23 protein-coding genes and 1 tRNA gene are annotated in these 25,029 nt (G+C 62.9%); 14 read left to right on the forward strand and 10 right to left on the reverse strand.

All coding sequences use genetic code 11. The features are described from left to right. Nucleotides 1–37: 37 nt before the first annotated feature. From recJ to tdh, 6 genes are all read left to right on the forward strand, one after another. Nucleotides 38–1,786 carry a single-stranded-DNA-specific exonuclease RecJ gene (recJ, locus tag FQV27_RS02530; protein ID WP_147096238.1) on the forward strand — a complete coding sequence of 583 codons (1,749 nt, stop codon included), beginning with the start codon at nucleotides 38–40 and terminating at the stop codon, nucleotides 1,784–1,786. Nucleotides 1,787–1,888: 102 nt separating this feature from the next. Next, nucleotides 1,889–1,963: transfer RNA gene (locus FQV27_RS02535), tRNA-Glu, on the forward strand. A gap of 174 nt (nucleotides 1,964–2,137) precedes the next feature. Next, entirely contained in the window at nucleotides 2,138–4,834 is a 2,697-nt protein-coding gene (locus FQV27_RS02540) for an SEL1-like repeat protein (RefSeq protein WP_186827188.1), read from the forward strand. Nucleotides 4,835–4,865: 31 nt separating this feature from the next. Then, complete coding sequence (locus tag FQV27_RS02545; protein WP_147096240.1) at nucleotides 4,866–5,420, forward strand: helix-turn-helix domain-containing protein; 555 nt, start codon at nucleotides 4,866–4,868, stop codon at nucleotides 5,418–5,420. A 101-nt stretch (nucleotides 5,421–5,521) separates the two neighbouring features. Next, entirely contained in the window at nucleotides 5,522–6,715 is a 1,194-nt protein-coding gene (locus tag FQV27_RS02550; protein ID WP_147096241.1) for a glycine C-acetyltransferase, read from the forward strand. Then, on the forward strand, nucleotides 6,712–7,737 hold the full coding sequence (gene tdh, locus FQV27_RS02555) for an L-threonine 3-dehydrogenase (RefSeq protein ID WP_147096242.1): 1,026 nt from the start codon (nucleotides 6,712–6,714) through the stop codon (nucleotides 7,735–7,737). The genes FQV27_RS02550 and tdh overlap by 4 nt, the downstream gene beginning before the upstream one ends. 15 nt (nucleotides 7,738–7,752) lie before the next feature. Here tdh and FQV27_RS02560 read toward each other — a convergent pair whose 3' ends face one another. After that, nucleotides 7,753–8,676: a LysR family transcriptional regulator gene (locus FQV27_RS02560; protein ID WP_147096243.1), complete on the reverse strand. Its 924-nt coding sequence runs from the start codon at nucleotides 8,674–8,676 to the stop codon at nucleotides 7,753–7,755. Nucleotides 8,677–8,795: 119 nt separating this feature from the next. Between FQV27_RS02560 and FQV27_RS02565 the strand changes: the two genes are divergently transcribed. Beyond that, a complete protein-coding gene (locus FQV27_RS02565; protein WP_147096244.1) occupies nucleotides 8,796–9,737 on the forward strand; it encodes a ring-cleaving dioxygenase in 942 nt (313 codons plus the stop codon). A gap of 148 nt (nucleotides 9,738–9,885) precedes the next feature. Here the strand turns inward: FQV27_RS02565 and FQV27_RS02570 are convergent, their stop codons facing one another. From FQV27_RS02570 to FQV27_RS02595, 6 genes are all read right to left on the reverse strand, one after another. Continuing rightward, nucleotides 9,886–10,860 (reverse strand): glutathione S-transferase family protein, encoded by a 975-nt coding sequence (locus FQV27_RS02570; protein WP_147096245.1) that lies wholly within the window; start codon nucleotides 10,858–10,860, stop codon nucleotides 9,886–9,888. A gap of 25 nt (nucleotides 10,861–10,885) precedes the next feature. Continuing rightward, nucleotides 10,886–11,200, reverse strand: a complete 315-nt coding sequence (locus tag FQV27_RS02575; protein WP_147096246.1) for a GNAT family N-acetyltransferase — start codon at nucleotides 11,198–11,200, stop codon at nucleotides 10,886–10,888. Nucleotides 11,201–11,261: 61 nt separating this feature from the next. Beyond that, complete coding sequence (locus tag FQV27_RS02580; protein WP_147096247.1) at nucleotides 11,262–11,852, reverse strand: NADPH-dependent FMN reductase; 591 nt, start codon at nucleotides 11,850–11,852, stop codon at nucleotides 11,262–11,264. A 157-nt stretch (nucleotides 11,853–12,009) separates the two neighbouring features. Then, nucleotides 12,010–13,014 (reverse strand): YeiH family protein, encoded by a 1,005-nt coding sequence (locus FQV27_RS02585; protein ID WP_377768716.1) that lies wholly within the window; start codon nucleotides 13,012–13,014, stop codon nucleotides 12,010–12,012. Continuing rightward, entirely contained in the window at nucleotides 13,011–14,159 is a 1,149-nt protein-coding gene (locus tag FQV27_RS02590; RefSeq protein ID WP_147096248.1) for a Gfo/Idh/MocA family protein, read from the reverse strand. The genes FQV27_RS02585 and FQV27_RS02590 overlap by 4 nt, the downstream gene beginning before the upstream one ends. Nucleotides 14,160–14,167: 8 nt before the next feature. Then, on the reverse strand, nucleotides 14,168–14,869 hold the full coding sequence (locus FQV27_RS02595; protein ID WP_147096249.1) for a GntR family transcriptional regulator: 702 nt from the start codon (nucleotides 14,867–14,869) through the stop codon (nucleotides 14,168–14,170). Nucleotides 14,870–14,968: 99 nt separating this feature from the next. Here FQV27_RS02595 and FQV27_RS02600 point away from each other — a divergent pair, with 99 nt between their 5' ends. Genes FQV27_RS02600 through FQV27_RS02610 form a run of 3 tightly spaced genes read left to right on the forward strand, consistent with a single transcriptional unit; the run spans nucleotide 14,969 to nucleotide 17,532 of the window. Then, nucleotides 14,969–16,126: an LLM class flavin-dependent oxidoreductase gene (locus FQV27_RS02600; protein ID WP_147096250.1), complete on the forward strand. Its 1,158-nt coding sequence runs from the start codon at nucleotides 14,969–14,971 to the stop codon at nucleotides 16,124–16,126. Then, on the forward strand, nucleotides 16,126–17,019 hold the full coding sequence (locus FQV27_RS02605; protein ID WP_147096251.1) for an aldo/keto reductase: 894 nt from the start codon (nucleotides 16,126–16,128) through the stop codon (nucleotides 17,017–17,019). Before FQV27_RS02600 ends, FQV27_RS02605 begins: the two co-directional genes overlap by 1 nt. A gap of 9 nt (nucleotides 17,020–17,028) precedes the next feature. After that, nucleotides 17,029–17,532, forward strand: coding sequence for a flavin reductase family protein (locus tag FQV27_RS02610; RefSeq protein ID WP_147096252.1), 504 nt, complete (start codon nucleotides 17,029–17,031; stop codon nucleotides 17,530–17,532). Between the two features lie 7 nt (nucleotides 17,533–17,539). Here the strand turns inward: FQV27_RS02610 and FQV27_RS02615 are convergent, their stop codons facing one another. Further along, nucleotides 17,540–18,406 carry an NAD(P)-dependent oxidoreductase gene (locus FQV27_RS02615; RefSeq protein ID WP_147096253.1) on the reverse strand — a complete coding sequence of 289 codons (867 nt, stop codon included), beginning with the start codon at nucleotides 18,404–18,406 and terminating at the stop codon, nucleotides 17,540–17,542. A 138-nt stretch (nucleotides 18,407–18,544) separates the two neighbouring features. Here FQV27_RS02615 and FQV27_RS02620 point away from each other — a divergent pair, with 138 nt between their 5' ends. The 4 genes from FQV27_RS02620 to FQV27_RS02635 all read left to right on the forward strand — a co-directional run bounded on the left by FQV27_RS02620 (nucleotide 18,545) and on the right by FQV27_RS02635 (nucleotide 23,714). Next, nucleotides 18,545–21,031: a penicillin acylase family protein gene (locus FQV27_RS02620; RefSeq protein WP_147096254.1), complete on the forward strand. Its 2,487-nt coding sequence runs from the start codon at nucleotides 18,545–18,547 to the stop codon at nucleotides 21,029–21,031. 64 nt (nucleotides 21,032–21,095) lie between these two features. Continuing rightward, nucleotides 21,096–21,989 carry a PfkB family carbohydrate kinase gene (locus FQV27_RS02625; RefSeq protein WP_147096255.1) on the forward strand — a complete coding sequence of 298 codons (894 nt, stop codon included), beginning with the start codon at nucleotides 21,096–21,098 and terminating at the stop codon, nucleotides 21,987–21,989. Further along, nucleotides 21,986–22,915, forward strand: a complete 930-nt coding sequence (locus FQV27_RS02630) for a pseudouridine-5'-phosphate glycosidase (protein ID WP_147096256.1) — start codon at nucleotides 21,986–21,988, stop codon at nucleotides 22,913–22,915. The genes FQV27_RS02625 and FQV27_RS02630 overlap by 4 nt, the downstream gene beginning before the upstream one ends. 46 nt (nucleotides 22,916–22,961) lie before the next feature. Continuing rightward, the gene (locus tag FQV27_RS02635) at nucleotides 22,962–23,714 is read left to right on the forward strand and encodes a DUF502 domain-containing protein (RefSeq protein ID WP_147096257.1); all 753 of its coding nucleotides are present in this window, start codon (nucleotides 22,962–22,964) and stop codon (nucleotides 23,712–23,714) included. Here FQV27_RS02635 and FQV27_RS02640 read toward each other — a convergent pair. Continuing rightward, nucleotides 23,621–24,724 carry a patatin-like phospholipase family protein gene (locus FQV27_RS02640; protein WP_147096258.1) on the reverse strand — a complete coding sequence of 368 codons (1,104 nt, stop codon included), beginning with the start codon at nucleotides 24,722–24,724 and terminating at the stop codon, nucleotides 23,621–23,623. The genes FQV27_RS02635 and FQV27_RS02640 overlap by 94 nt on opposite strands. 146 nt (nucleotides 24,725–24,870) lie before the next feature. Continuing rightward, complete coding sequence (locus tag FQV27_RS18785; protein ID WP_186827189.1) at nucleotides 24,871–25,008, reverse strand: hypothetical protein; 138 nt, start codon at nucleotides 25,006–25,008, stop codon at nucleotides 24,871–24,873. Nucleotides 25,009–25,029: the final 21 nt, after the last annotated feature.

Below are 25,029 nucleotides of genomic sequence, written 5' to 3' on the forward strand. Positions count from 1 at the left end.
GCTTGCAAGCGGCGCGGCACTGTCGCAGAACCCTGCCATGTCAGATCGCGCCGCTTTCCTCAATGTCGAGAACTCGCTGACCGGTCGCCGTTGGGCCGGCCCGGACGATGACGTGAACCGTCGGGCAGAGGCACTTGCGCAGGTGACTGACCTGCCCTTGCCTGTTGCGCGCATTCTGGCCGAGCGTGGCGTCGAGGCAGAAGACGCGCCCGGCTTTCTGTCCCCGACCCTGCGCGAGATGCTGCCCGATCCTCTGTCGCTGCGCGACATGGCGCGGGCGGCAGAACGGCTGGTGGCCGCAGTGACAAACCGCGAACGCATCGCGATTTTTGCCGATTACGATGTTGATGGCGGGTCGTCGGCGGCCCTGCTGATCGACTGGCTGCGTCAGCAGGGGCGCGACGCGACATTGTATATCCCCGATCGCATTGACGAGGGATATGGTCCCAACGCCCCCGCTATCGAGGCGCTGGCCAAGGATCACGACCTGATCGTCTGTGTCGATTGCGGCACACTTTCACACGACGCACTTGCCGCCGGGAAAGACGCGGATATCGTCGTGCTTGACCACCATCTTGGCGGCGAAACCCTGCCGCCGGTTCTGGCCGTGGTGAACCCGAACCGTCAGGACGAGGATGGTGCGCTCGGCCATCTTTGCGCCGCGGGCGTGGTCTTTCTGACGCTGGTGCAGGCAGGCCGCGTTTTGCGTGAACAGAAGCTGCCCGAACCTGCGCTGCTGCCGCTACTGGATCTGGTGGCGCTGGCGACGGTTGCTGATGTCGCGCCGCTCATCGGGGTAAACCGGGCCTTCGTGCGGCAGGGATTGGCCATCATGGCGCGCCGCCAGCGTCCGGGTCTGGTCGCCCTTTCCGATGTCGCGCGTCTGGACACGGCACCCACCAGTTTCCATCTCGGGTTCATGCTCGGTCCGCGCGTCAATGCGGGCGGGCGTGTCGGGCGCGCAGATCTGGGTGCCCGCTGCCTCGCCAGCGCCGACCCGACCGAGGCGCGCCGGCTGGCCGAGGCGCTTGACGAATTGAACCGCGAGCGGCGCGAGATCGAGGCCGCCGTCCGCGATGAGGCGCTGTCGCAGGTCGAAGCACGTGGCGATACCGCGCTTTCATGGGCGGTTGGCGATGGCTGGCATCCGGGCGTCGTCGGCATCGTAGCTGCGCGCGTGAAGGAACGGACAGGTCTCCCCTCGGTGGTGATCGGCGTCGAGCGGGGGATCGGCAAGGGCTCTGCACGTTCGGTTCCGGGCGTTGATCTGGGCCATGCCGTGCATCGCCTTGCGGCCGAAGGATTGATCGAAAAGGGGGGCGGACATCGCATGGCCGCCGGCCTGACCGTCGCCGAGGCGGGCATCGCCGTCGCCATGTCGCGACTGGCAGAGTTGATCGCGCCAGAGCTGTCTGGGCGCAGCGGGACCGGGGATCTCCGGATATCCGGTTTGATGGAACCCGCCGCCGCAACGCCGGAACTGATGGAACTGATCGATCAGGCGGGTCCGTTCGGCCAGGCCGCACCTGCGCCGCGCTACGCCTTCGCGGACCTGATTCTCGACAGCGCGGCCATGATGGGCACAACGCATCTGCGTGCCGGTTTCCGTGCGGCGGGTCAGAAACCGCTTGAGGCGGTGGCTTGGGGGGCGATGGAGGGCCCGCTCGGTCCCGCATTGCTTGGCGCGCGGGGGCGTCGCTTTCATGTCGCGGGCAAGCTTGAACTGTCGCATTGGAACGGTCGCGCGCGCGTGCGCCTGCGCCTTGACGACGTCGCCGAGGCGTAAGGAAAAATTTTCGCAACGAGACGATTTTTCGTCTTGCGGCCTCCGCGCCGCTGACCTAAACACCGCTCCACGCCGCGAGCGACACTCGCAGCGCCAGACAGTGGCCCGTTCGTCTATCGGTTAGGACGCCAGGTTTTCAACCTGGAAAGAGGGGTTCGATTCCCCTACGGGCTGCCACTTTTGCCTGCTCAGCACTGATTACTTTGCCCGCTCCGACGTTGCGCATGGATCGCGCGCTTCCGCTTTCCGGAATATTCGTTACCCGTCACGTCCTTTATTGACGTTGACCCGTCCAAAGGCTCGCATTTACCTATCGAGAACTGCCTGATCCGGCAGGTTTGGAGGGTAGCGGTGTGGAATTCGTTTTCCAGAGTGGTCGTTGGATTTTTCATCGCCCTGTTTTGTACTACACCCGCCATTGCGCAGCAGCAGCAGCTACCGCCGTACCAGCCAACGGGCTTCCGTCAGGTCTGCCAGCCTGCGGCGCTGCGCGTCGGGCTGGACGAAAATGACGCCGGACAGATCGCGTCTGGTACGACTGTCGCGATCCTGGATGTCGGCTTCGCAGATGACGGTCACGCCTATTTTGAGGTTGAGGCTGCGAATGGGCAGGCAGGCTGGATACCGACCAAGACCACCGCGAATTTCTGCGACTTCGCCGATCGCAAATCGTCCGCTGGCCGTCGTTTTCTGGCGCCACCGAATAGCTGCCACCTGATCGCCGCGTCGCGCCGCACGCTTGATGAGATCAACGCATTCGCTGCCGAATACTCTGACTTTCTGCCGACCATGTCCGCGTATAAATCTGATAATGGCTGGTACGCGGTTTCGTTCGGTCTGATCAGCACAAGCATCGCGCAAGAATTGCTTGAAGCTGCAGACAATTTGCCCGCAGACGCTTATTGCTCGGACGGTGCCAATTACATCGACCTGGCCGAATTCACTGGCGCGGGCTTCACTTCCGCAAGGACAGCACTGCCAGATGAGAGCGCTACCGCGAGATACAAGGCAGAATGCCTGCAGGGCAATGGTGCGGCCTGCACAGATTACGCGAACGACGTCTTTGACCGCGATGCGGCCGAAGAAAAGGGTGGCGACGACGACGAATTCGAAATGTTCCGATACTGGCTTCTCGGCTGCATGCGCGGCGAGGCGGAGGCCTGCATAGGCTATATCCGGTCGAGTTCGGTCTATCTCGAATACCCGATGCGGACTGCCTGGCCTGGCGGCGACGACAATACGCCCGGGCTTTACACGGAGATGGACCGGATAGGCTGTGATGACGGGATAGCCGTGGCGTGCAATCGGGTTGGCGGCAATATGACGAAGATGCTTTCCGGTGACGCCGCGGCCTGGGCGTCTGGATTCTCGGCACTGATCGCAAGCTGCGAGATCGGCGACAAATACGGGTGTCGCGACATGTTCCGCGCGATGAAGAAGCGCGCCGACGACCGCAACCGTCCGTTCAGCGCGCGCGATCAGTTTTTCGCTGCCGAACTTTGGGCTGATCGCTGCGATCCGTCGCCAAACGGTTCGAACGATGGATCATGTGCACCGGTATATGAAAACTATTCAAAGTTCCTTTCAGCGCCCATCAATGACCCGTTCGCAACAGTCGAGCGCCGCGCAATCGCCACGGCATTTCTGCGGCGCGGCTGCGAAGGGTGGCGCGCAGACGCCTGCCTTTATTACAGCCAGCTTTCGGATCAGGTGTCCGTTGAGGATCGCGATTGGGGCGCGAGCCGTGCAGCAAGCTCCTGCGCTCTTTACGACAAGGGCAATGCGGTTTGTCAAAACCTCCAGATTGCGCTCAAGAACGATCTTCCGTCGGTGACTGCCCTGAAGCGTGGTGATTTCGAAGCTTTGGCGCAGCGATGTGGTGCCGATAACAGCCTCGCCGCCGAGGAGGCGTGTCACGATGCGATGCTGTATTATATACGGCAGATTTCCGCGACGGATCTCGCACCGCTGGAAAGCGCGCTTCAGCAGGCATGCGAGGGTACTCGGATCGCAGGCTGCAGTGAACTCGCCACGCTTTACAGCCCGCACAGTATCGCCGGAGAGAACTTTCGCTTCACCGGCAGTGATCAGCCGGAAAGACGCCTGCAGGCGCTTCGGACGGGGTGTCAGCCGCAAAGCGCACATATTTTGAACTGTACCAAGTTGGCCGAGATGCAGGCCGAGCGGGGGCAGGATGCCGAGGCGCAGAGAAGCTTTCGGCTGGCCTGCGACGCCGCGCAGATGACGCAAAGTGATGCGCATGCGCAGCAGAATGCCTGCTTCGAAAGCGGCTTGCATGCACTGCGTGCAATGCGTGACGAAGACATGGCGCGCCGGGATTTCCGGCGCGTCTGCGACGATGGCGCATCATCGAATATGCCCTATGCGTGCAAACATCTCGGTCTTCTCGAACAGGGCGGATCGTCTGGCGCGGGGGATATTGACGCTGCGCTTCGGCTTTTTGCGCGGTCCTGCTATCCCCCCGGCGCACAACGCGGCGACGGTGAGGGATGTCTGCACTATGGCCGGATGCTGCTCGAACATCGAGATTCGGTTCGCTGGGATGCCGAGGTGGGGCGCTATGTCGTTCTGCCCCGGCCGATCGATCAGGGGCAGCGTGACGTGACGACGCTCGCCACGGCTGCGTCGGACGCCTTCGCGACAGGATGCGCGAGCCGCTGGGAAGCGGCTTGCAACGCCCATGAAACGTTGATCGCAGATTGGATCGCTGGCAGCTTCCCGACCGGTCAGGTCAACTGCCAGATACGGCAGCGCGAAGACGTGCTGCTGTCTGACAAGATCTGCGGGCTTATTGTCTATCGCGACAATTTCCTTTCGGCTGAGAACGAGATGCGTACGACCGAGGCCGAGATCTATATTTGGCCCGACGGCGATCGCACTGTCGTTAAATATATGGGCGGGCCGTGGTCGCTGAACGGCGTATTGACGCAGCGCAGATTTATCGCGCCCGAGATGAGCTGCCTGGAGAACCCCGAAACCCAGCGAAGCTTCTGCGCCAGTTCAGGGTACGATAGGTCTGGCGATTGACAGACGCGCGCGCGCGGATCAGCCTGTCGGCATGGAACAGGATATTGCCACCCGCCTTGCAACCCGACTGAAGGAAGCGCGCAGCGCCAAGGGGCTTAGCCTTGAGGCAGTGGCGAAACTGTCGGGCGTAAGCCGATCCATGGTCAGCCAGATCGAGCGCGGGGAATCGAGCCCGACAGTTGCCACGCTGTGGAATTTGACGCAGGCGCTGCAGGTCGATTTCGCCGGACTGCTTGAAGGCCGTGTGGAGCCTGCGATCCGCATCGTCCGCGTCGCGGCGGCCCCCGTCATCGAGGACCGCGAGCGCGCCGTGCACATCCGTATTCTCAGCGCGCCGCACGCGGTCGGGGACCATGAAATCTACGAAATCCGGTTCGAGCCAGGTGCCGCGCTGGATTCTGCGCCCCATCGCGCTGGCTGCCGCGAGGATCTTGTCGTTCTTGCCGGCGCGGTTCGGGTAAGATCCGGCGATGAAGAGGCACGTCTGGAAACAGGCGACAGCGCGAATTACGCCGCCGATTGCCCGCATTGCGTGACCGCGGAAGGTGGCGCTGCGAGTGTCATGATGATCGTGCGGAACAGCTGAATTCCGCCATATCGGAAATTATTCTTTTATCTTGCACGAATCTGTTGCTCCGCCTATCCCGGCAGAAGCGATAAGGTCAGCCAAAAGGAGGAGCCTCAGCCATGGCAGATGCAGCCGAATTTCTGGCAAATGCCAGCAATCAGCTTGAATCGATCCGGCAGGAAGGCGTGGCCAAGCGTGAAAGGCTGATTACCGGCCCGCAGGGAAGCCGCATCACCGTCGGTGAGCGTCAGGCAATAAATCTTTGCGCAAACAATTATCTCGGCCTTGCCAACCACCCTGCCCTGCGCGCCGCTGCGATAGAGGCGATGGAAACGCATGGCTACGGCATGGCCTCGGTCCGCTTCATCTGTGGGACGCAGGACCTTCACCGCGAGTTGGAGCAGCGAATTGCCGAATGGTTGGGCCATGACGACAGCATCCTGTTTGCCTCGTGCTTCGATGCCAATGGCGCACTGTTCGAGCCACTGCTCGGTCCCGAGGATGCGGTGATCTCGGATGCGCTGAACCATGCCTCGATCATCGACGGCATCCGGCTGTGCAAGGCGAAACGCTATCGCTACGCGAACTCCGATATGGCGGATCTTGAGGCGCAATTACAGAAGGCCCGCGCGGATGGTGCGCGCTTCATCATGATCGCGACCGATGGCGTGTTTTCGATGGACGGCTATCTGGCAAAACTGCCTGAAATACGGGCGCTCGCGGATCAGTATGGCGCGATGGTCATGGTGGATGATTGTCATTCTGCGGGAATCCTTGGGCCAAAAGGTGCTGGCACTGCCGCGCATCTGGGCACGCGCGCTGACATCATCACGGGAACGCTTGGCAAGGCGCTTGGCGGCGCGCTTGGCGGATATATCGCGGGGCCGCAGCCCGTCATCGACCTGCTGCGCCAGCGCGCACGGCCCTATCTTTTCTCGAACGCTTTGCCGCCCGCTATCACCGCTGCGGGACTTGCCGCGATTGACCTGATCGAAGAAGCCGACGACCTGCGCGCCGATCTGACACGCAAGACCGAATACTGGCGCAGCGGTCTGGCCTCCGCGGGGTTCGACCTGCTGGAAGGCGAGCACCCGATTGTCCCCGTCATGCTGGGCGAGGCGACGCTGGCGCAGGACATGGCCGCAGCGCTTGACCGGCGCGGCGTCTATGTGGCGGGCTTCTTCTTTCCGGTCGTGCCGCGCGGACAGGCACGGATCCGCACCCAGATGAACGCTGCAATCGCGATGGAGGATCTGGACACCGCATTGAAGGCCTTCCGCGAGGCCGGACAGGAAACAGGTGTGATCCAATGAAAGCTCTGGTCAAGGCGAAGGCCGAGGAAGGCCTTTGGCTACAGAACGAACCGGTGCCGGAAATAGGCCCCGGCGATGTGCTGATCCGCATCCGCAAGACCGGCATCTGCGGAACGGACGTGCATATCTGGAACTGGGACGAATGGGCGCAGCGCACCGTGCCTGTGCCGATGATCACCGGCCATGAGTTCGCGGGTGAGATTGTCGAACTGGGTCGCGACGTGACCGACCTTCGCGTCGGACAGCGTGTGTCAGGTGAAGGCCACCTGATCGGCAAGACCAGCCGGCAAAGCCGGTCAGGCCAGTTCCATCTGGACCCGGAAACCAAGGGCATCGGCGTCAATGTGCAGGGCGCTTTCGCGGAATATCTTCGTCTGCCTGCCTTCAACGTGGTCCCCCTGCCCGATGCCGTGCCCGACCGGATCGGCGCGATCCTCGACCCGCTGGGGAATGCGGTTCACACCGCGCTAAGCTTCAATCTGGTGGGCGAGGACGTGCTGATTACCGGTGCCGGACCCATCGGCATCATGGCGGCGGCGGTGGCGCGTCATGTCGGCGCGCGTCATGTCGTGATTACCGATGTGAACCAGACCCGGCTGGATCTGGCGGGGCGCGTTGCCGATGTCACCCCCGTCAATGTCGCGACCGAGGATCTGGACGCCGTGCGCAGCCGTCTTGGCATGCGGCAGGGCTTTGACGTGGGTCTGGAAATGTCGGGCAATACCCACGCCTTCGATCAGATGGTCGAGGCGATGGTGACCGGCGGGCGCATCGCCATGCTGGGCATCCCCCCCGGCAAGTCGCCCGTGGACTGGAACCGCATCGTCTTCAAATCCATCACCATCAAGGGCATCTACGGGCGCGAGATTTTCGAGACCTGGTACAAGATGCTGGCCATGCTGGAAAACGGTCTGGATATCGGCGGCGTCATCACCCACGAGATGCCTGTTGCCGATTTCGCCGAGGGGTTCCAGATCATGCGTGCAGGTCAAAGCGGAAAGATCGTGCTCGACTGGGACTGACCCGCGAACCCAACCCTAATCCGACCACGCCCCCTGCCATTCAGGGCCGCTGAACTCTGCCACGAGGTGATCGACCAGCAGCCGCAGCTTCATGGGCAACGGGCTGACTGGCGGCCAGACCGCCATGATCGGCAGTTGCCGGGTTTCTATGTCAGGCATGACGTGAACCAGCAGACCGGCTTTCACGGCAGGCCGCACGATAAACGCCGGCAGCATTGCAAGGCCCAGTCCCTCGACCGCCATGTCCCGGATTGCTTCGCCATTGTTCAGCATCAAATGACCATGAACAGGCGGCGATATGGTCTTGCTGCCCTGCTGGAACTGCCAGACCTGCGCATCCGGCACATGGGTATAGCCGATTACGTCATGCTCGCTCAAGTCGGAAGGGGTCTTCGGCGTGCCCGCCCGTTGCAGATAGGCCGGGCTTGCGACGACCATCGGGCGGTCCTCGCACAGCTTGCGTGACATCAGCGCGCCGTCGCGCGCCTGACCTATCCGAATGCCGATATCGAAACCGTCCCGTGTCAGATCACGCAGGCGGTCGTCGTAATCGACGCGCAGCTCCAGCGCCGGATGGGCAAGCGCGAAGCGCGCCAGAACCGGCGTCAGATACATTGTCCCGAAGCTCATCGGGGCGGCAATCGCAAGACTGCCCTGCAACCGCGCGGCACCGTCCATGCTCCAGGCGGCACCCTCGGTCGCCGCGACCAGTTCGCCAAGTGCGGGGCGCAGGCGTTCGGCCAGTCGCAACGCCCCCTCGGTCGGGGTGATGCGTCCGGCGTTGCGCCTGAACAAGGCCGCGCCGATCACCCGTTCGAAATCCGCGATCCGCTTGGAAACAACGGATTTCGACAGGTTCATCCGCGCTGCAGCAGCGGTGATGGTGTCAAGTTCCATCACCGTCAGAAAGGTTTCGATCTGGTCGAGGTCGTAGCGCATGGCGGCATCTTAACCAGCGCGAGGCTGTTCGCAATATTCGAACACCGCCTTCGTGACCGATCGGCTGGCGCGAAGCGCCTTGCGGTCCGATATTGATCCCAACGAGAAAGGAGACCGTCATGGACCTCACCGGAATTCACCACCTGACCGCGATCACTGCCGACGCTCCGGCAAATAATCGCTTCTACACCGACACGCTCGGCCTGCGCCGGGTCAAGAAGACCGTCAATCAGGACGACACATCGGCCTATCACCTGTTCTTTGCCGACGGCAAAGGCAGCGCCGGAACCGATCTGACCTTCTTCGACTGGCCCGTCGCGCGTGAACGTCGCGGCACCCATTCGATCAGCCGCACCGGGCTGCGTGTGAAGGAAGAAAGCCTTGATTACTGGGCCGCGCGTCTGCGCGACAAGGGGCTGCTGGTTGGCGATATCGCCATGACTGACAGCCGTGGCAGCCTCGATTTCGAAGACCCGGAAGGGCAGCGCTTCCGCCTGACCGCCGATCAGCCGGGCGATGCGAACCCTTGGGAACGCAGCCCCGTCCCGGCCGAACATCAGATCCGCGGCCTTGGCCCGATCACCATTTCGGTGCCTGAACTGGAAGCAACCGAGACGGTGCTCACCCGCGTGATGAACATGCGCCGCGTCCGCGACTATGCCAGTCCAGATGGGGAAGGACAGGTGCATGTGTTCGAAATGGGCGAAGGCGGCCCTGCGGCCGAGCTGCACGTTGCCGTCCAGCCCGGTCTGCCGGTCGCACGGCAGGGCGCGGGCGCTGTTCACCACGTCGCCTTCCGCACCCCGGACGTGAAGACGATCCACGACTGGGCGCAGCGCCTGAACGAGTTCCGCATCCCGTCCTCGGGCGAGGTCGAGCGGTATTACTTCCGCAGCCTCTATTTCCGCGAACCGGGCGGCAACCTGTTCGAAATCGCGACAGACGGACCCGGTTTCGCCGTGGACGAACCAATGGAGACGATGGGGGAAGCCCTGTCCCTGCCCCCGTTCCTGGAACCGCGCCGCGCGCAGATCGAGGCCGGGCTGAAACCGCTCGACTAAGATCGGCTGCCTCTAATGGACTGGAATGGGCCGCCGCCTCACCGGCGGCCCGTTCCGCTTCTCCACAGCGGAACGCCTCGGCTTCGAGATATCTTCCGGCAGAGCAGAGGCATGACGCGGCGAGGCAAAGCCTGCCGGACCCCTTGCGCTAACCGCGCCCGTGCGGTTCCATCCAGTCGATAACGGGATTGATCGGAATGATCCGATTGGGGTTAATCGTGTCGTGGCTGTAATGGTAGTGCCGCACGATATGGTCGAAATCGACCGTCCCGGCCACGCCCGGCATCTGGTACAGTTCGCGCGTCCAGCCCCACAGGTTGGGATATTCCCGCAGCCATTTCCGGTTGCATTTGAAATGCGTGTGATAGACCGGATCGAAGCGGACCATGGTGGTGAACAGGCGCCAATCGGCTTCGGTCAGGCGATCACCCGTTAGATAGCGGTTCTGCGACAGCAGGTCTTCCAGCCAGTCGAGGCTGTCAAACAGCGGGCCGATCGCCTCGTCATAGGCATCCTGCGTGGTCGCGAAGCCGGCCTTGTAGACGCCGTTATTCACCGTGTCATAGATGCGGGTATTCAGCGCCTCAATCTGCGGGCGCAGGTTCTCGGGCCAGAAATCCAGCTCGTTGCCGGTCAATTCGTCAAAGGCCGAATTGAACATGCGGATGATCTCGGCGCTTTCATTGCTGACGATGGTGTTCTGTTGCTTGTCCCACAGGACCGGCACCGTCACGCGGCCCGATGCTTTGGGATCGGCGCGCAAGTAGATGTCGCGCAGATAAGGCGTTCCGAACAGCTTGTCGCCGGTCGCAGCTGGGAAATCCGTGCGGAACTCCCACCCTTCGGACAGCATGTCCGGATGAACGGCGGATACGTCGATATGCGGTGTGAGCCCTTTCAGCGCCCGGAAAATCAGCGCCCGATGTGCCCATGGACAGGCGAGACTGACATACAGGTGATAACGCCCGCTTTCCGGTGCAAATCCGCCCTCGCCCGTCGGGCCCGGCGCGCCGTCCGGCGTGATCCAGTTCCGCCACGAGGTCGTCGTGCGCTGGAACCTGCCGCCTGTGCTTTCGGTGTCATACCACTGGTCATGCCAGATCCCATCGACCAGTTTGCCCATCGCGTCTTACTTCCTTGAGCTGATATCAGGCTTGGGGATCTTCGCCCGGCGCGGTGGTGAACAGGTCCGACCATTCGGGGTGGCGCGCATACTGCGCCCGCACGAAGGGGCAGACCGGCACGATGCGAAAGCCGGATTGGCGCGCATCATCCAGCATGAAATCCAGCAGAGCCTTTGCGACGCCCTTGCCCGACATGTTGTCTGGCACCCCGGTGTGATCGGCGCTGATGACGCGCTCGCCACGATGGGTAAAGGTGATTTCCCCCTCGGCGTCTATGCCTTCGATCCGGGCAACATAGCGGCCGTGGCGGCCGTCCTCTTCCTTGGTGATCGTCGTCATCGCGGAACTTCCTTCCGGCGGACTGAAAAAGAAGGGCGGCCTTACTGGCCGCCCGCCGGGATCACGCAGTCTTTTCGCGTGCAGCCTTGGTGGCGTCAGTCCACCACGCCAGTTCGTCCAGCATCGCCTTCAACGAAGGCTGCAGAACGGCGTCAACCTCCGACATGTCGCCATTCGCGCCAAGCGGGCTGACCTTCATGAATTCGCCACCGCCCAAATGGACGGCATTGCGGATCGGCACCATTTGCAGTTCCACAGCGATTCCGCGCAGATGTTCGATCGCGCGCGCAGCACCGACGCCGCCATAGCCGAAGGCGGCCATCGGCTTGTGGTTCCATTCCTTGTAGGCCTGATCCAGCGCGTTTTTCAGCGACCCGCTGACAGAATGGTTGTATTCAGCGGTCACGAAAACATAGCCGTCAAACTCGGCCAGCTTTTCCTGCCACTTCACGACGCGCGGGTCCTGCGAGGGCACCCACAGGTTCGAAGCGACCTCGTTGAACAGCGGCAGGTCATAGTCGCGGATATCCACCAGTTCGAAATCGAGGTCGTCGCGCTTCTGCGCGTTTTCCAGCAGCCATTGCGCGGGCTTGTCCGCAAAGCGCGTGTCGCGTGTGGTGCCGATGATAATGGCGATTTTCGGTTTGCTCATTGGAATCTTGATCCTTTTCTGTGCGGGCGAGTTCGCGGCCATCGCGGGTGGCGGCCCGTCCGATCAATGCAGAAGCCAAGTTAGGGTCCTGTCACGCCGACAGCAAGCGAAGCAAATCGAAAGGCAGCGTTCGAAAATCTCGAACACGCGCTTCGGCTCAGCCAAGCAGGCGGCAGACGCCCAGGACGAAAAGCGCCAGGAACACCGTCTCGGCGACCATCAGCGCAATGGCACGCGGACCAAGCTGAAGGATCTGGTCCAGACGCGTGCGCAATCCCACTGCAGCAATCGCGATCAGCAGGGCCCAGCCTGACAAGTGCTGCAGGGTCAGCTTCACGATTTCAGGCAAAAGCCCCAGCGAGTTGACAGCCGCCAAGACCGCAAATCCGATGACAAAGCCCGGCAAGCGCGCCCCCGAGGCGGCGCCGCCCGCACCCCGGCGTCGATAAATCAGCGACATGCTTATCACCACGGGCGCCAGCATGCTGACGCGGATCAGCTTGACGAGGGTGGCCGTCTTGCCCGCATCGTCCGAGATCGAAAATCCGGCCCCGACCACCTGCGCGACATCGTGGATCGTGCCGCCCAGGAAGATGCCGGCCATATGGTCGGACATGCCGAATGCTGCCGTGATTGTCGGGTAAAGGATCATCGCGATCGTCGACAACATGGTCACGCCAAGGACCGTGAACATCAGTTGCTGCTCGCTGCGCTCGGTCCGGGGTTGGACCGCCGAAATCGCGATTGCCGCGGAGGCCCCGCATATCGCGACTGCGCCTGCGCTCAGCACCGCGAAATCCTGGTCCTGTTTCAGCAACCGGCCAAGCAGAATTCCTGCGGCGATGGTCAGCAGGATACCTAGGATCAGCATGGCGATCACCGGCGCGCCCAGGTCGGCCAGCAGACCGACGCTGATGCGCGCGCCCATAAGCGCGACCCCGACGCGCAACAGATGCCGCGACGAAAAGACGATGCCGGGGACCGCGCGGCCTTCTTGTCCCAGGAAATTCAGTGCGATTCCGAACAGCAGTGCCATCAGCATCGCCGGCGCGCCGTAATGTTCGGCGACGAACTGGGCTGCGACCGCGACCAGCAGGGCGACCAGCATGCCCGGCAGATTGGACTGCACCTTGTCGCGGATCGCGCAAACGCGCGACGTCACTGCGCGGCCCCGGCCGTCAGGGGCATCTCGCTGGCGCTGGCATGGGGCCCGAAATCCAGCGTCACCGCCTGACCGCTGCGCGCGGATTGCTGCGCTGCCAGCCCCATCAGCACCGCCCTTGCGCCATCGGTCAACGTCACTTCTGGCACGGCCTCGCCGCGGACGACCGACAAGAAGCGCTGGTGCTGATAGAAGGTTGCGCCGTTGTGATCGCCTGCCGCCAGAAGTGCCGGATCGACCGGAATTTCCCTTGTGACAGGCCCTTTCGGCAAGCGCGGACTTTCGATCAGCATCGGCACAGGCGCCGCGCCCAGATGTTCGGGCCAGAAACGACCCGGACCGGGCACAAGCGCCTCGATCTTCCCTTGCGGGCCGATTGCAGAAATCTCCTCCTGATAGCGAGCACCTTCGGCGAACATGCACAGTTCCAGCATCGCGCGGACGCCGTTGTCGAATTCGACGATGGTGAAGCCGTGATCCCAGACGTCGGGCACGCTGCCGTCATAGCGTTCGTCCAGATGGTTCACGGCCTGCCCGGCACTTGCCATGATGCGCACCGGCTCTGCCCCGGTCGCAAGGCGCATGAGGTCAAAGAAATGGCAGCATTTCTCGACCATCGTGCCGCCCGAATTGCGGTTGAACCGGTTCCAGGCACCGACCTTGGGCAGGAACGGGAAACGGTGTTCCCGGATCGAGAGCATGTGCATGCCCCCAGTTGTCTGGTCACAGCGCGCCAGAAAAGCCGCGATCGGCGGCATATAGCGATATTCCATCGCCACCCAGATCGGCGCAGCGTAATCGCGTTCAAGACGCGCGATCCTGGCCATGTCCGACGGATCGGTGAACAGCGGCTTTTCGACCAGAAGCGGCAGACTGCGCGTGGCGGCGATAGCCTCCATCTGCGAAAGATGATGCTGGTTCGGCGAGGCAATCACAAGCGCATCCAGATCGTCGCGCGCCAGCAGTTCATCAATCGTGTCAGAAAGCGCGGCCTCGGGCGCGAGGCGCGCCGCGCCCGCGCGCATGACCTGATCCGGCTCGAATATCGCCGCCACTTCGGTATCGCCCAGCAGGCTGATATTGCGCAGATGCTCCTGACCCATCATGCCGCAGCCGATGATCCCGTAGCGAACTTTTCTGGGCATGATGTCCTCTAACTGATGCGGGCGACATAGCGCGACAGGTTCGGATCGAACCAATTGCGCGAAAATTCGGCCCTGCGGTTTTCCTGATCGAAGCTGATGCGTTCGACATAGCCGGTCCGTGTGCCGGGTGCGGGCGTGAAATCCGGCGGACCCCAATCCGGGACATCGCCGACCGAAACCGCGTCCTCGACATGCGAAATGGAAAGATTCAGGCGCTCGCGGTAATAGAGATAAAGCGATTCCGACAGATCGCGCGGTGCGATTTCATCGGTATAGCTGCCATCGAGCCAGATCTCCTCCAGCACGCAGGCAATCCCGCTGAGCAGGCGCAGACGCCGGATGCGATGCGCCCCGGTCGAGCGCCCGAATTCGGGCAGATCGTCAGGCTTGGCCATCCGGTCCAGTGATAGAAGCCGCGCGGTCGGAAGCCCCGCCCCTTCCAGCAGTTCGATGCGGAAGAAACTGTAAACATTGCGCGCATCGGCCCGCGCCCGCACGTAATTGCCCGAGCCCTGACGCCGCTCCAGCAGGCCCCGCTCGGTCAGTTCCGCAAGCGCCTTTCGAAGCGTGCCGACCGAAATTTTCAGCCGTGCCGCCAGATCGCGTTCGGGTGGCAGGCGTTGGCCGTCCCGCAGATGACCGGCCGCGATCTCTCGGGCCAGAAGCTCGGAAATCTGCAGATAGATCGGAAGGGCCGAGGGTGTTTCCATGACCTGCTGCATCGAAATTGATCCACTATTGATTTATACTATCAGCCTTGCTACGCAAGATGAAATTTCACCACCATTTTCCGCGAGAGGCCATATCGCATGAGCATTGTTCCGATCACCTCGCCGGGGCTGGACGCCGCAGAGATTTCATGGTTTTCCGCGCTGTGTTCCGATGACTATCGCTATCTCGGCGTGCCGGACGGATCGCTTCGGTCAAGCTGGCAGCACTGTTCCGACATCGTCAAAACTGCCGAGGCGCAGGGCTTTCGAAATGTCCTGTGCCCGTCTTCGTATCAGGTCGGGCAAGACACGCTCAGCTTCGTGGCGGGCTGTGCGCCCATCACGGAAAATATCAACCTGCTTGCCGCCGTGCGCTGCGGCGAGATGCAGCCGATCATGCTGGCGCGGACCATCGCGACGCTGGACCACATGCTTAAAGGCCGTCTGACGATCAACATCATCAGCAGCGATTTTCCGGGCGAGAAAGCCGACAGCGCCTTTCGCTATCAGCGCTCGCGCGAGGTGGTCGAGATCTTGAAACAGGCTTGGACGCAGGACCAGATCAACCATCAGGGCGAGGTCTATCAATTCGAAGGCGTGCCCACGGACCCCGCGAAACCCTATCAGCAGAATGGCGGTCCGCTGATGTATTTCGGCGGCTACAGCCCCGACGCGCTGGAACTATGCGGTCAGCATTGCGACGTTTATCTGATGTGGCCCGAAACGAAGGACGAGTTGGCCGGGCGGATGAAAGCGGTCAATGCCGTCGCCGAACGCTATGGCCGGACGCTGGATTACGGGCTGCGCGTCCACATGATCGTGCGCGACACTGAAGCCGAGGCGCGGGAATATGCGCGCGAGCTTGTCTCAAAGCTGGACGACGAACAGGGCCGCGCGATTCGCGAACGCGCGCTGGATGCGGGATCGCTGGGGGTATCTCATCAGGCCAAAAACCGGGAGATCGCCGATCTGGAAGGCTTTATCGAACCGCATCTGTGGACGGGCGTTGGCCGTGCGCGGTCGGGCTGCGGGGCGGCAATCGTGGGGTCCGCGGATCAGGTGCTGTCGGAAATCGAGGCCTATCAGAAAATGGGCATCCGAGCCTTCATCTTCTCTGGCTACCCGCATATCGACGAGGCAGAGCATTTCGGACGTCTGGTGATGCCGCATCTGAAAACCTGCTCGCTGCCGCATGAATATGGTCGTGTACCTGATGCGACCCCCGCCACCCCCCTCGGCAACGGAGAGCGCCGCTGATGGAACGCATTGCATTGAACGGCGATCTGGAAATCAGCCGTATCGTCTATGGCATGTGGCGACTTGCCGATGATGCCGACCGCAGCGAATCCAATACGCGGGCAAAGATCGACGCCTGTCTGGCACAGGGGATCACCAGCTTCGATCAGGCCGACATCTATGGCGACTATGAAAGCCAGACGGTTCTGGGCGCCGCGCTGAAAGCCGCGCCGGACCTGCGCGACCAGATCGAGATCGTTACCAAGGCTGATATTGCGCTGACCTCTGACAAGGCGCCCCATCGCCGGACCAAGCATTACTACACCAGCCGCGCCCATCTGACTGCCTCTGTGGACCAATCCCTTGCCGAGATGGGCCTCGACTATCTTGATCTTCTGCTGATCCATCGTCCCGATCCGCTGATGGACGCGCACGAAACCGGCGCGGTGCTGGATGAACTGGTCACGACCGGCAAAGTCCGTGCGGTCGGCGTGTCAAACTTTCGGCTGTTCGACTGGACCCTGCTTCAATCGTCGATGAAAACGCCGCTCGTGACCAACCAGATCGAGCTGAGCGTCGTCAACAGCGAACCCTTCCGCAATGGCGATGTGGCTTTTCTTCAGGAACGCGCCATACCGCCGATGGCCTGGTCGCCACTGGCAGGAGGCGCGCTTTTCGGCGGCGCGCATCCGAAGCTGCTGGCAAGGCTGCGCGAGATCGGCGGGGATTACGATGCCGACGCAAGCGCCGCAGCGATTGCCTGGCTGCTGCGGCACCCGGCGCGGGTCATACCTGTCCTGGGCACCAACAATCTGGACCGGATCAGCGCCATGTCGGATGCGATGCGGGTGAAACTGGACCGCGAGACGTGGTTCGAACTTTACGAACTTGGCAACGGTTTCGAAATTCCCTGAGGTTCCGCCATGCAACATGTTCAAAGCTTCACACCCTCGCCCGAGAATTCGCGCGCCTTTCGCGACGCGCTCGGCATGTTCGGCACGGGGGTTACGGTTGTCACGACGGCCTCGGCGCAGGGGCCGGTCGGCATGACCGCAAACAGCTTCAGCTCTGTCTCGATGGACCCGCCGCTGGTGCTGTGGTCGCCCGCCAAGGCGTCGCGCCGGTTCGCGCATTTTGCCAATGCCACGCATTTCGCCATTCATGTTCTGTCGCACGAACAGGATGCGGTCTGCCACGGCTTCGCCAGATCGCATGACATCTTCGACCGTCTGGACTGGACCGAGGGACGGGACGGCACCCCGCTGATTGAAGGCTGCCTGTCGCGCTTCGAATGCCGCATGTCAGCGCTGCATGATGCCGGCGATCACGCGATTGTCGTGGGTGAAGTTCTGCGGGCCACGATGACAGATGGCGCGCCGCTGCTGTTCTATCGGGGTCGCATCGGCGACTTCGCGCAGCGCGCCTGATCGCTGTCTAGTCGCGCAGGCGCGCGATCAGCGACGAGGTGTCCCAGCGACCGCCGCCCATCAGTTGCACATCCTTGTAGAACTGATCGACAAGCGCGGTGACGGGCAGGCTGACGCCGATATCGTCAGCGGTGTCCAGGCAGATGCCCAGATCCTTGCGCATCCAGTCAACTGCGAAGCCGTGATCGAACGCGCCTGCTGCCATCGTCTTGTGACGGTTGACCATCTGCCAGCTTCCGGCCGCACCCTGACTGATGACCTCGACCACCTTTTCGATATCAAGCTCTGATGCTTCGGCGAAGCGAAGCGATTCCGAAAGCGCCTGAACCAGTCCCGCAATCGCGATCTGATTGCACATCTTCGTCGTCTGCCCTGCCCCGACCGGACCCATCAGGCGGCAGATCTTGGCATAGGCGTCGATGACAGGTTCGGCGCGGTCGAAATCGTCCTGGCTGCCACCACACATCACCGAAAGCTGGCCGTTCTCGGCCCCCGCCTGCCCGCCTGATACCGGGGCGTCGACATAGCCAATGCCTTTGTCCGACGCGACTTCGGCAAGCTCGCGCGTTACACGCGCGGATACCGTCGTGTGATCGACAAAAATTGCGGTCCTGTCCATCCCCGCGAAAGCGCCGTCGTCACCAAGGCAGATGCTGCGCAGATCGTCGTCATTGCCGACACAGGCCATGACGAATTCTGCGCCCTTCGCCGCCTCTCGCGGGGTCGGGGCGCTGTCGCCGCCGTATTCCGCTGTCCAGTCGCGGGCCTTTCCGGTGCTTCGGTTATAGACTGTCACCTCGTGCCCGGCCTTCGAAAGATGCCCCGCCATCGGGTATCCCATGACGCCAAGCCCCAGAAATGCGATCTTTGCCATATCATGCTCCTGCTGACGCGGCCCTTGCCGCTTTTCCCGCGTTGAAAGCCCGCTGCGCTTGGCCTACACAACCGCAAGACAACACCCCCCGGCCCCGCGGTCAAGCGAGGGCGCGCTGCGAAGGACCTTGCCCGAAACATGCTGACCCTGTTCCGCTGGTTCCTGCGGCTGACGCTTGGTCTGATCGTCGTTGCACTGCTGGCGACGCTTCTTGTCTGGTATTTCGCTGTGCGCTCGCTTCCCGATTATGCCGCCAGCTACCGTGTGTCCGGCATCGGCGCCGCGGTCGAGATCGTGCGGTCTACCGAAGACGTCCCGCATATTTTCGCGCAATCCGACAGCGACGCGTTCTTCGCGCTGGGTCTTGCGCAGGCGCAGGACAGGCTTTTCCAGATGACGGTCCTGCGCCGCGCCTCGCAGGGCCGGCTGGCAGAGATCTATGGCGAGCGCGCCCTGCCATCTGACGACCTGGCGCGGCGCATGGGGATCGCGCGCGCGGCCCGTGCGTCGCTGGAGTCGCAGACGCCCGAGACGCGCGCGGCGCTTCAAAGCTATGCCGCGGGCGTCAACCAGTGGATCGAGATCGTCAATCAGGGCGCGCTTGGCCGGGGCGCGCCGGAATTCTTTCTGTTTCCGGACGATATAGCCTATTGGCAGCCGGCCGATTCGCTGGCGATCCTGAAGCTGTTCGCCGCCGCCGCCAGCCGGCAGCTTCCGGCCGAGGTGTTGCGCGCGCAGCTTTCGCTGGCGGCGCCCGAACGGGGGCAGGATCTGGTGGCCGGCATCGGCGAAGCTGCGATGCCAGCCTACGCCTCGCTTTTCTCGGCTGCGCGGATTTCGCCGACAGCACCCGATGCAGCGCCGGGCTGGCCCTGGGATCTGGCCGGCTATCTTGTCCCGTTTTCCGGGCTTGGCGCATCGGTGTTTTCGGCGGACGCGCCCCGCACGGCCGCTGGTCAGCCGCTTCTTGCCAACGATCCGCAGGCGGCGCTGACGATGCCGTCGCTGTGGTATCTGGCGCGGATGCAGCTGCGTTCGGGCGATGTGATTGGCGCGACAATTCCGGGCGTTCCGGCCATCATGTCCGGTCGTTCTGCCCGGCTGGCCTGGGGATTCGCGCCCGCGCAGAATGACGATGCCGATCTTCACATCGAAGAAATCCAGCCCGGCGACACGAACCGTTATCGCGGCGTGAATGGCTGGCAGGATTTTGCAGCCCGCCGCGAGATCATCCGCGTCAACGGAGGCGAAGACCGGACCATTACCCTGCGGGAAACCGAGAATGGTCCGCTGCTTTCCGGCAGCAGTTTCGGTCTGAATACGGTTACGCCCGTGGGATTTGCCGCCTCGCTGTCCTGGACGGGTCTAAGCCAGGACGACCGCACGATGAGCGCGCTGATCGGCATCATGACGGCGCAGGACCGCGCCGGCGCGATCGCGGCGGCAAAGGACTGGGGCACGCCGGCAGCGCATCTGACGCTGGCTGATCGCGACGGGATTTCGGAGCGCCTTGTCGGATTGAGCCCGGTCCGCGCTTCCGGCCACCAGACGCTTGGCCGGATGCCGACGCCGGGCTGGATCGCCGCGAACAGGTGGCAGGGCGTGACCGCGCTCGATATGCGCGATGCGGCACAGGACGGCGTCGATCTGGCCACCGGCGCGCTTGTAGGCACGAGCGCGACGCTTGGCCATGACGGCGATTCCGGGTTGCGTCGCGAACGGCTTCGGCGCCTGCTCGACGGACGCGAGGTTCACAGCCGCGACAGCCTGATCGAGACGCAGCTTGACATCGTCAGCCCGGCAGCGCGCGCGTTGCTGCCGCTTGTCGGTGCCGATCTGTGGTTCACCGGAGAGCCTGCGGCTGAAGGCACGCCAGAGCGTCAGCGACAGGACGCGCTTCGTCTGCTGGCCGAATGGGACGGCGCGATGAACGAGCATCTGCCAGAGCCGCTGATCTATGCCTCGTGGATGCGCGCGCTTCAGGACCGGCTGATCCGCGACGATCTGGGCCCGCTTTCCGAGCATATATCAACGCTTCATCCGGGCTTTATCGAACGCGTCTTCCGCAATCGCGGCGGCGCAGCGGCCTGGTGCGACATCCGCCAGTCGGCGGCGGTGGAATCATGCCCGACAATCGCCCGTCAGTCACTCGATGCAGCGATTCTTGACCTTACCGCACGATATGGTCCCGATGTGGCAAGCTGGCGTTGGGGCGACGCGCACGAGGCTGTGCAGATGCACCCGGCCCTCGGCCCGATCCCGCGCCTCGGCTGGATCGCCAATCTGCGGCAATCCCTCTCGGGCGGGGACACGACACTGGCGCGTGCGCCGCTGAACGCTGCGGCAGACAGTTTCCTGCCGGTTAGCGGATCGGGCTATCGCGGTGTCTATGATCTGGCCGATCCCGACAGTTCTGTGTTCATTATCGCCTCGGGTCAGTCGGGACATCCCTTGTCGCGTCACTATGACGATCTGGCGGTCAAGTGGCGGCGCGGCGAATATGTGACGATGTCGCTTGACCCGGACCTCGCGCGGGCGGCGGCGACGGGGATCACGCGATTGCTGCCCTCGGCACCTGCAACGGTCCCGGCACCGGCGGCCACGGCTGAAACGAACGCGCCCTGATCGGCTTGTCCTTGGCAAGCCCGTCCTGCACGGCATATCAAAGAAACAGGGTTTGGACTTACGGATGAGCAGGCAAGCGGATCTCTTGTGTATCGGCGGGATGCTGTGGGACGTGATCGGGCGCTGCCCGCGCGCGATGGCGGCTGGCGCCGACATGCCGGGCCGGATTGCGCATGTACCGGGCGGTGTAGCGCTGAATGTCGCGCTTGCCGTCGCACGCTGGGGCATGACGCCGGCGATCCTTTCTGCTGTCGGACGCGATGGCGAAGGCGAGGCGCTGATTGGCACGGTCGCGGCGCAGGGTGTGGCGACGGAATATCTGTATCGAGACGGCGGGCCGACCGACGTCTATATGGCCGTCGAGGATGTGAACGGCCTGATCGCGGCGATCGCGGACGTGCATTCGCTGGAGGAATCGGGCGATGCGATCCTGCAGCCGATCCGCGACGGCCGCCTTGCTGCGGCGTCTGCACCTTGGCGCGGCGTTGCTGTGATCGACGGCAACCTGACTACGGCGCAGCTTTCGCGGATCGGGCAGGAACCGGGCCTGGCAGAGGCCGATCTGCGCATTGTTCCGGCCAGTCCGGGCAAGGCCGAACGCCTCGCACCGCTGATCGGGGCGGCGCATGGCTGCTTCTATCTGAACCGTTACGAGGCAGAAGTGCTGGCCCACCGCGCTCTTGGCTCTGCCATGGATGCGGCACAGGCGATGCTCGATCTGGGCATGCACCGGGTCATTGTCACTGATGGCGGCAGGCCGGTTGCGGACGGATTGGCCGGTGAAGGTGTTACAAGCGTGACACCGCCCGTTGTCACCATCGCCCGCGTGACCGGCGCGGGCGACAGCTTCCTTGCCGCCCATCTTGCCGCAGAGCGCGCCGGTCACGCCCGAGATACCGCGCTGGAGCGCGCCACCCATGCCGCCGCCGCCCATGTTTCAGGAAAGGACATGCCATGAAGGATTTCATCGACTACACCCCCGAAGTGGCCGAGGCCCGCGCCTCTGGTGCACCGATCGTCGCGCTGGAATCGACTATCATCACCCATGGAATGCCCTATCCCCAGAATCTGGAAATGGCGCGCCGGGTCGAGGCCGAAATCCGCAACCACGGTGCCGTGCCCGCAACCATTGCCGTGATCGAGGGGCGAATCCGCATCGGCCTTGATGAAACGGCGATGGAACATCTGGCGAATACGTCGCAATCGCAGGTCATGAAACTGTCGCGCGCCGATCTTGCGGTTTGCGTGGCACAGGGGCGCACGGGGGCCACGACCGTCGCGGCAACGATGATCTGTGCGAATCTCGCGGGCATCGAGGTCTTTGCGACCGGCGGTATCGGTGGCGTGCATCGCGGCGCGGAAACAAGCTTCGACATCTCGGCCGATCTTCAGGAGCTGTCACAGACCCCAGTTACAGTGGTGTGCGCCGGGGCAAAAGCCATCCTGGACCTGCCCAAGACGCTTGAGGTGCTGGAAACGCTCGGCGTTCCGGTCATCTCGTTCGGGCAGGATCAGCTTCCGGCATTCTGGTCGCGCGAATCCGGCTTGCGCGCACCGCTCCGGATGGATGATCCGGGCCAGATCGCGCGTGCGGCCGCGATCCGCGCGGCCCTGAAGCTTCCCGGAGGCCAGCTTGTCGCCAACCCGATCCCCACGAACGCCGAGATTCCCCGCGCGACGATTGGCCCGATTGTCGAGCAGGCGCTAGCCGACGCTGCGCGCCACCGCATTGCCGCGAAGGCCGTTACCCCCTATCTGCTGCAACGCATCTTCGAGCTGACCGACGGCGCTTCGCTGACTGCCAATATCGAACTGGTGATGAACAATGCCCGGCTGGGCGCAAAGATCGCGCTGGAAGCGGCAGCGCTGCGCGGCGGGGCTTGACGGAATCCCGCCCGGCCTTCAGCATCGCGGCGAAGGAAAAGCCGAGATGACCGAAGATCTGCCCCCATTGCGGCCGGAACGGCCGCGACGCCGACGCTCTGGCCCGATTTCGGCGCTGCGTGCCTCTTTTCTGACCGGGCTGATCGTGATCGCCCCGGTGGGCATCACCGTCTGGCTGATCTGGACGCTGACGGGCTGGATGGACAGCTGGGTGCTGCCGCTGATCCCGCCACGCTGGCGGCCGGAGAACTATATCGGCATCGACCTTCGCGGGCTTGGCGTCGTCGTCTTCCTGATCTTCACGCTGCTGATCGGCTGGATCGCGCGCGGCTGGATCGGGCGCGGCGTGATCGGCGCGGGCGAGGCGCTGGTGACGCGCATGCCCATCATCGGCGCAGTCTATGGCGGCCTGAAACAGATCGCCGAAACGATCTTCACCCAGGGCGACGACAAGTTCGACCGTGCCTGCCTGATCGAGTATCCGCGCAAGGGGCTATGGGGCCTTGGATTTGTCGCAGGCAACGCCAAGGGCGAGATCGCGCGACGCGGAACCGCCGCGGGGCGCGGCAATTGTCTTGCGGTATTCGTGCCGACCACACCGAACCCGACATCGGGCTTTCTGCTGTTCGTGCCGGAAACCGACGTCCATATTCTGGATATGAGCGTTGAGGACGCGGCGAAGCTGGTGATCTCGGGCGGGCTTGTTTACCCTTCCGACAATCTTTCGATTTCTTCGGGGTCGGCAGGTTCCGAAATGCCGCGCGGGAACAGCGTCGTGAAATCCACCGAGTCGCGCTGATTGAGGTCATCAGCATGACGGTCCAGAAAACTGTCGGCAGACGCCTTACCGGCTGTGAACATGCGCTCCAGCATCCCCGGATCGGGCAGGATCTTGGTGCGCGCTGTCAGGTCGTTCATCAGCGTATCGTCAAGGATCATGTGCATCAGAACGTTCTTCATGACCTTGCCCTTCAGCCGTCCTTCATCATGAAGGCGTTTCACGAAATTGATCGCCCGCAGTTCTGACAGAAGCGCGGTGTTGAAGCTGATCTCGTTGACGCGGTCGGCGATGGCGGCGGGCGTCTTCGGCACCTCGTCCCGGCGCAGCGGATTGATGTTCACCAGAACGATGTCGCGCGGAAGTTCCGGCGCGTAAAGCGGCCAGAGCGAGGGATTTCCGGAATAGCCGCCGTCCCAATATTCTTCCATTTCGCCGGTGCGCGGATCGTAGATTTTCACAGCGCGATAGATCGTCGGCAGACATGCCGAGGCGAGAACCGCATCCACCGTCACTTCCGCATCCGCGAAAACCCGAGGCTGGCCGGTGCGGACATTCGTGGCATTAACGAATATCCGGGTCGAACATTTGGCGCCAAATGTCGGATATGGCATGGTTTTCAGGATTGCCCGAAGCGGGTTCGTATAGAAAGGACCATAATCATACGGACTGAACAGCCGGGTCACATTGTCGAACCAGGCGAAGGGGGAAAACGTCTCGGTCAGGCGCTCCATCGAACGTGGAACGGGAAAGAACGAATGCAGCCAGCGCACGACGCGCGAATCGCTGACCTCGCCAACCTCTGACCAGATATGGCCCAGATTTTCACGCGCCGCCTGCCGTCCGCCACGCCCCTTCGCCGCGGCGAGTCCCGCTTGCAGTGCTGCCCCGTTCAATGCGCCGGCCGAGGTGCCGCTGATCGCGGCAATATCCAGCCAATCTTCGTCCAGAAGCCGATCCAGCACCCCCCAGGTGAAGGCGCCATGCGCACCCCCGCCTTGCAGGGCAAGGTTAATACTGCGCCGTTCCATCTGATGTCCTGCCTGTTCCTTTTCAGGCATGACTACCCGATTTTGCCACTATGCCGCAACGCCGCATAAAAAAGCGGGTGACGGGCTTAACGCCACATCACCCGCAAGGAACTGATCCGAGGCCGGGGAGACCCTCGCGGAACAGGTCAGGCAGACAGGATCGCAGGAAGCCACAGCACCGCCGCCGTGGTCACCGAAATCGCAAGAACCCCTATCGCGTCCGCGACGAGATCGCTAACCGAGGCATTTTCGGCATTCAGGACAGATTTCACGGCTTTAGTCATGGCAATCTCCTTACGAGTTGC

The organism is Paracoccus aurantiacus, assembly GCF_007993065.1.
GTDB classification, from domain to species: Bacteria; Pseudomonadota; Alphaproteobacteria; order Rhodobacterales; family Rhodobacteraceae; genus Paracoccus; species Paracoccus aurantiacus.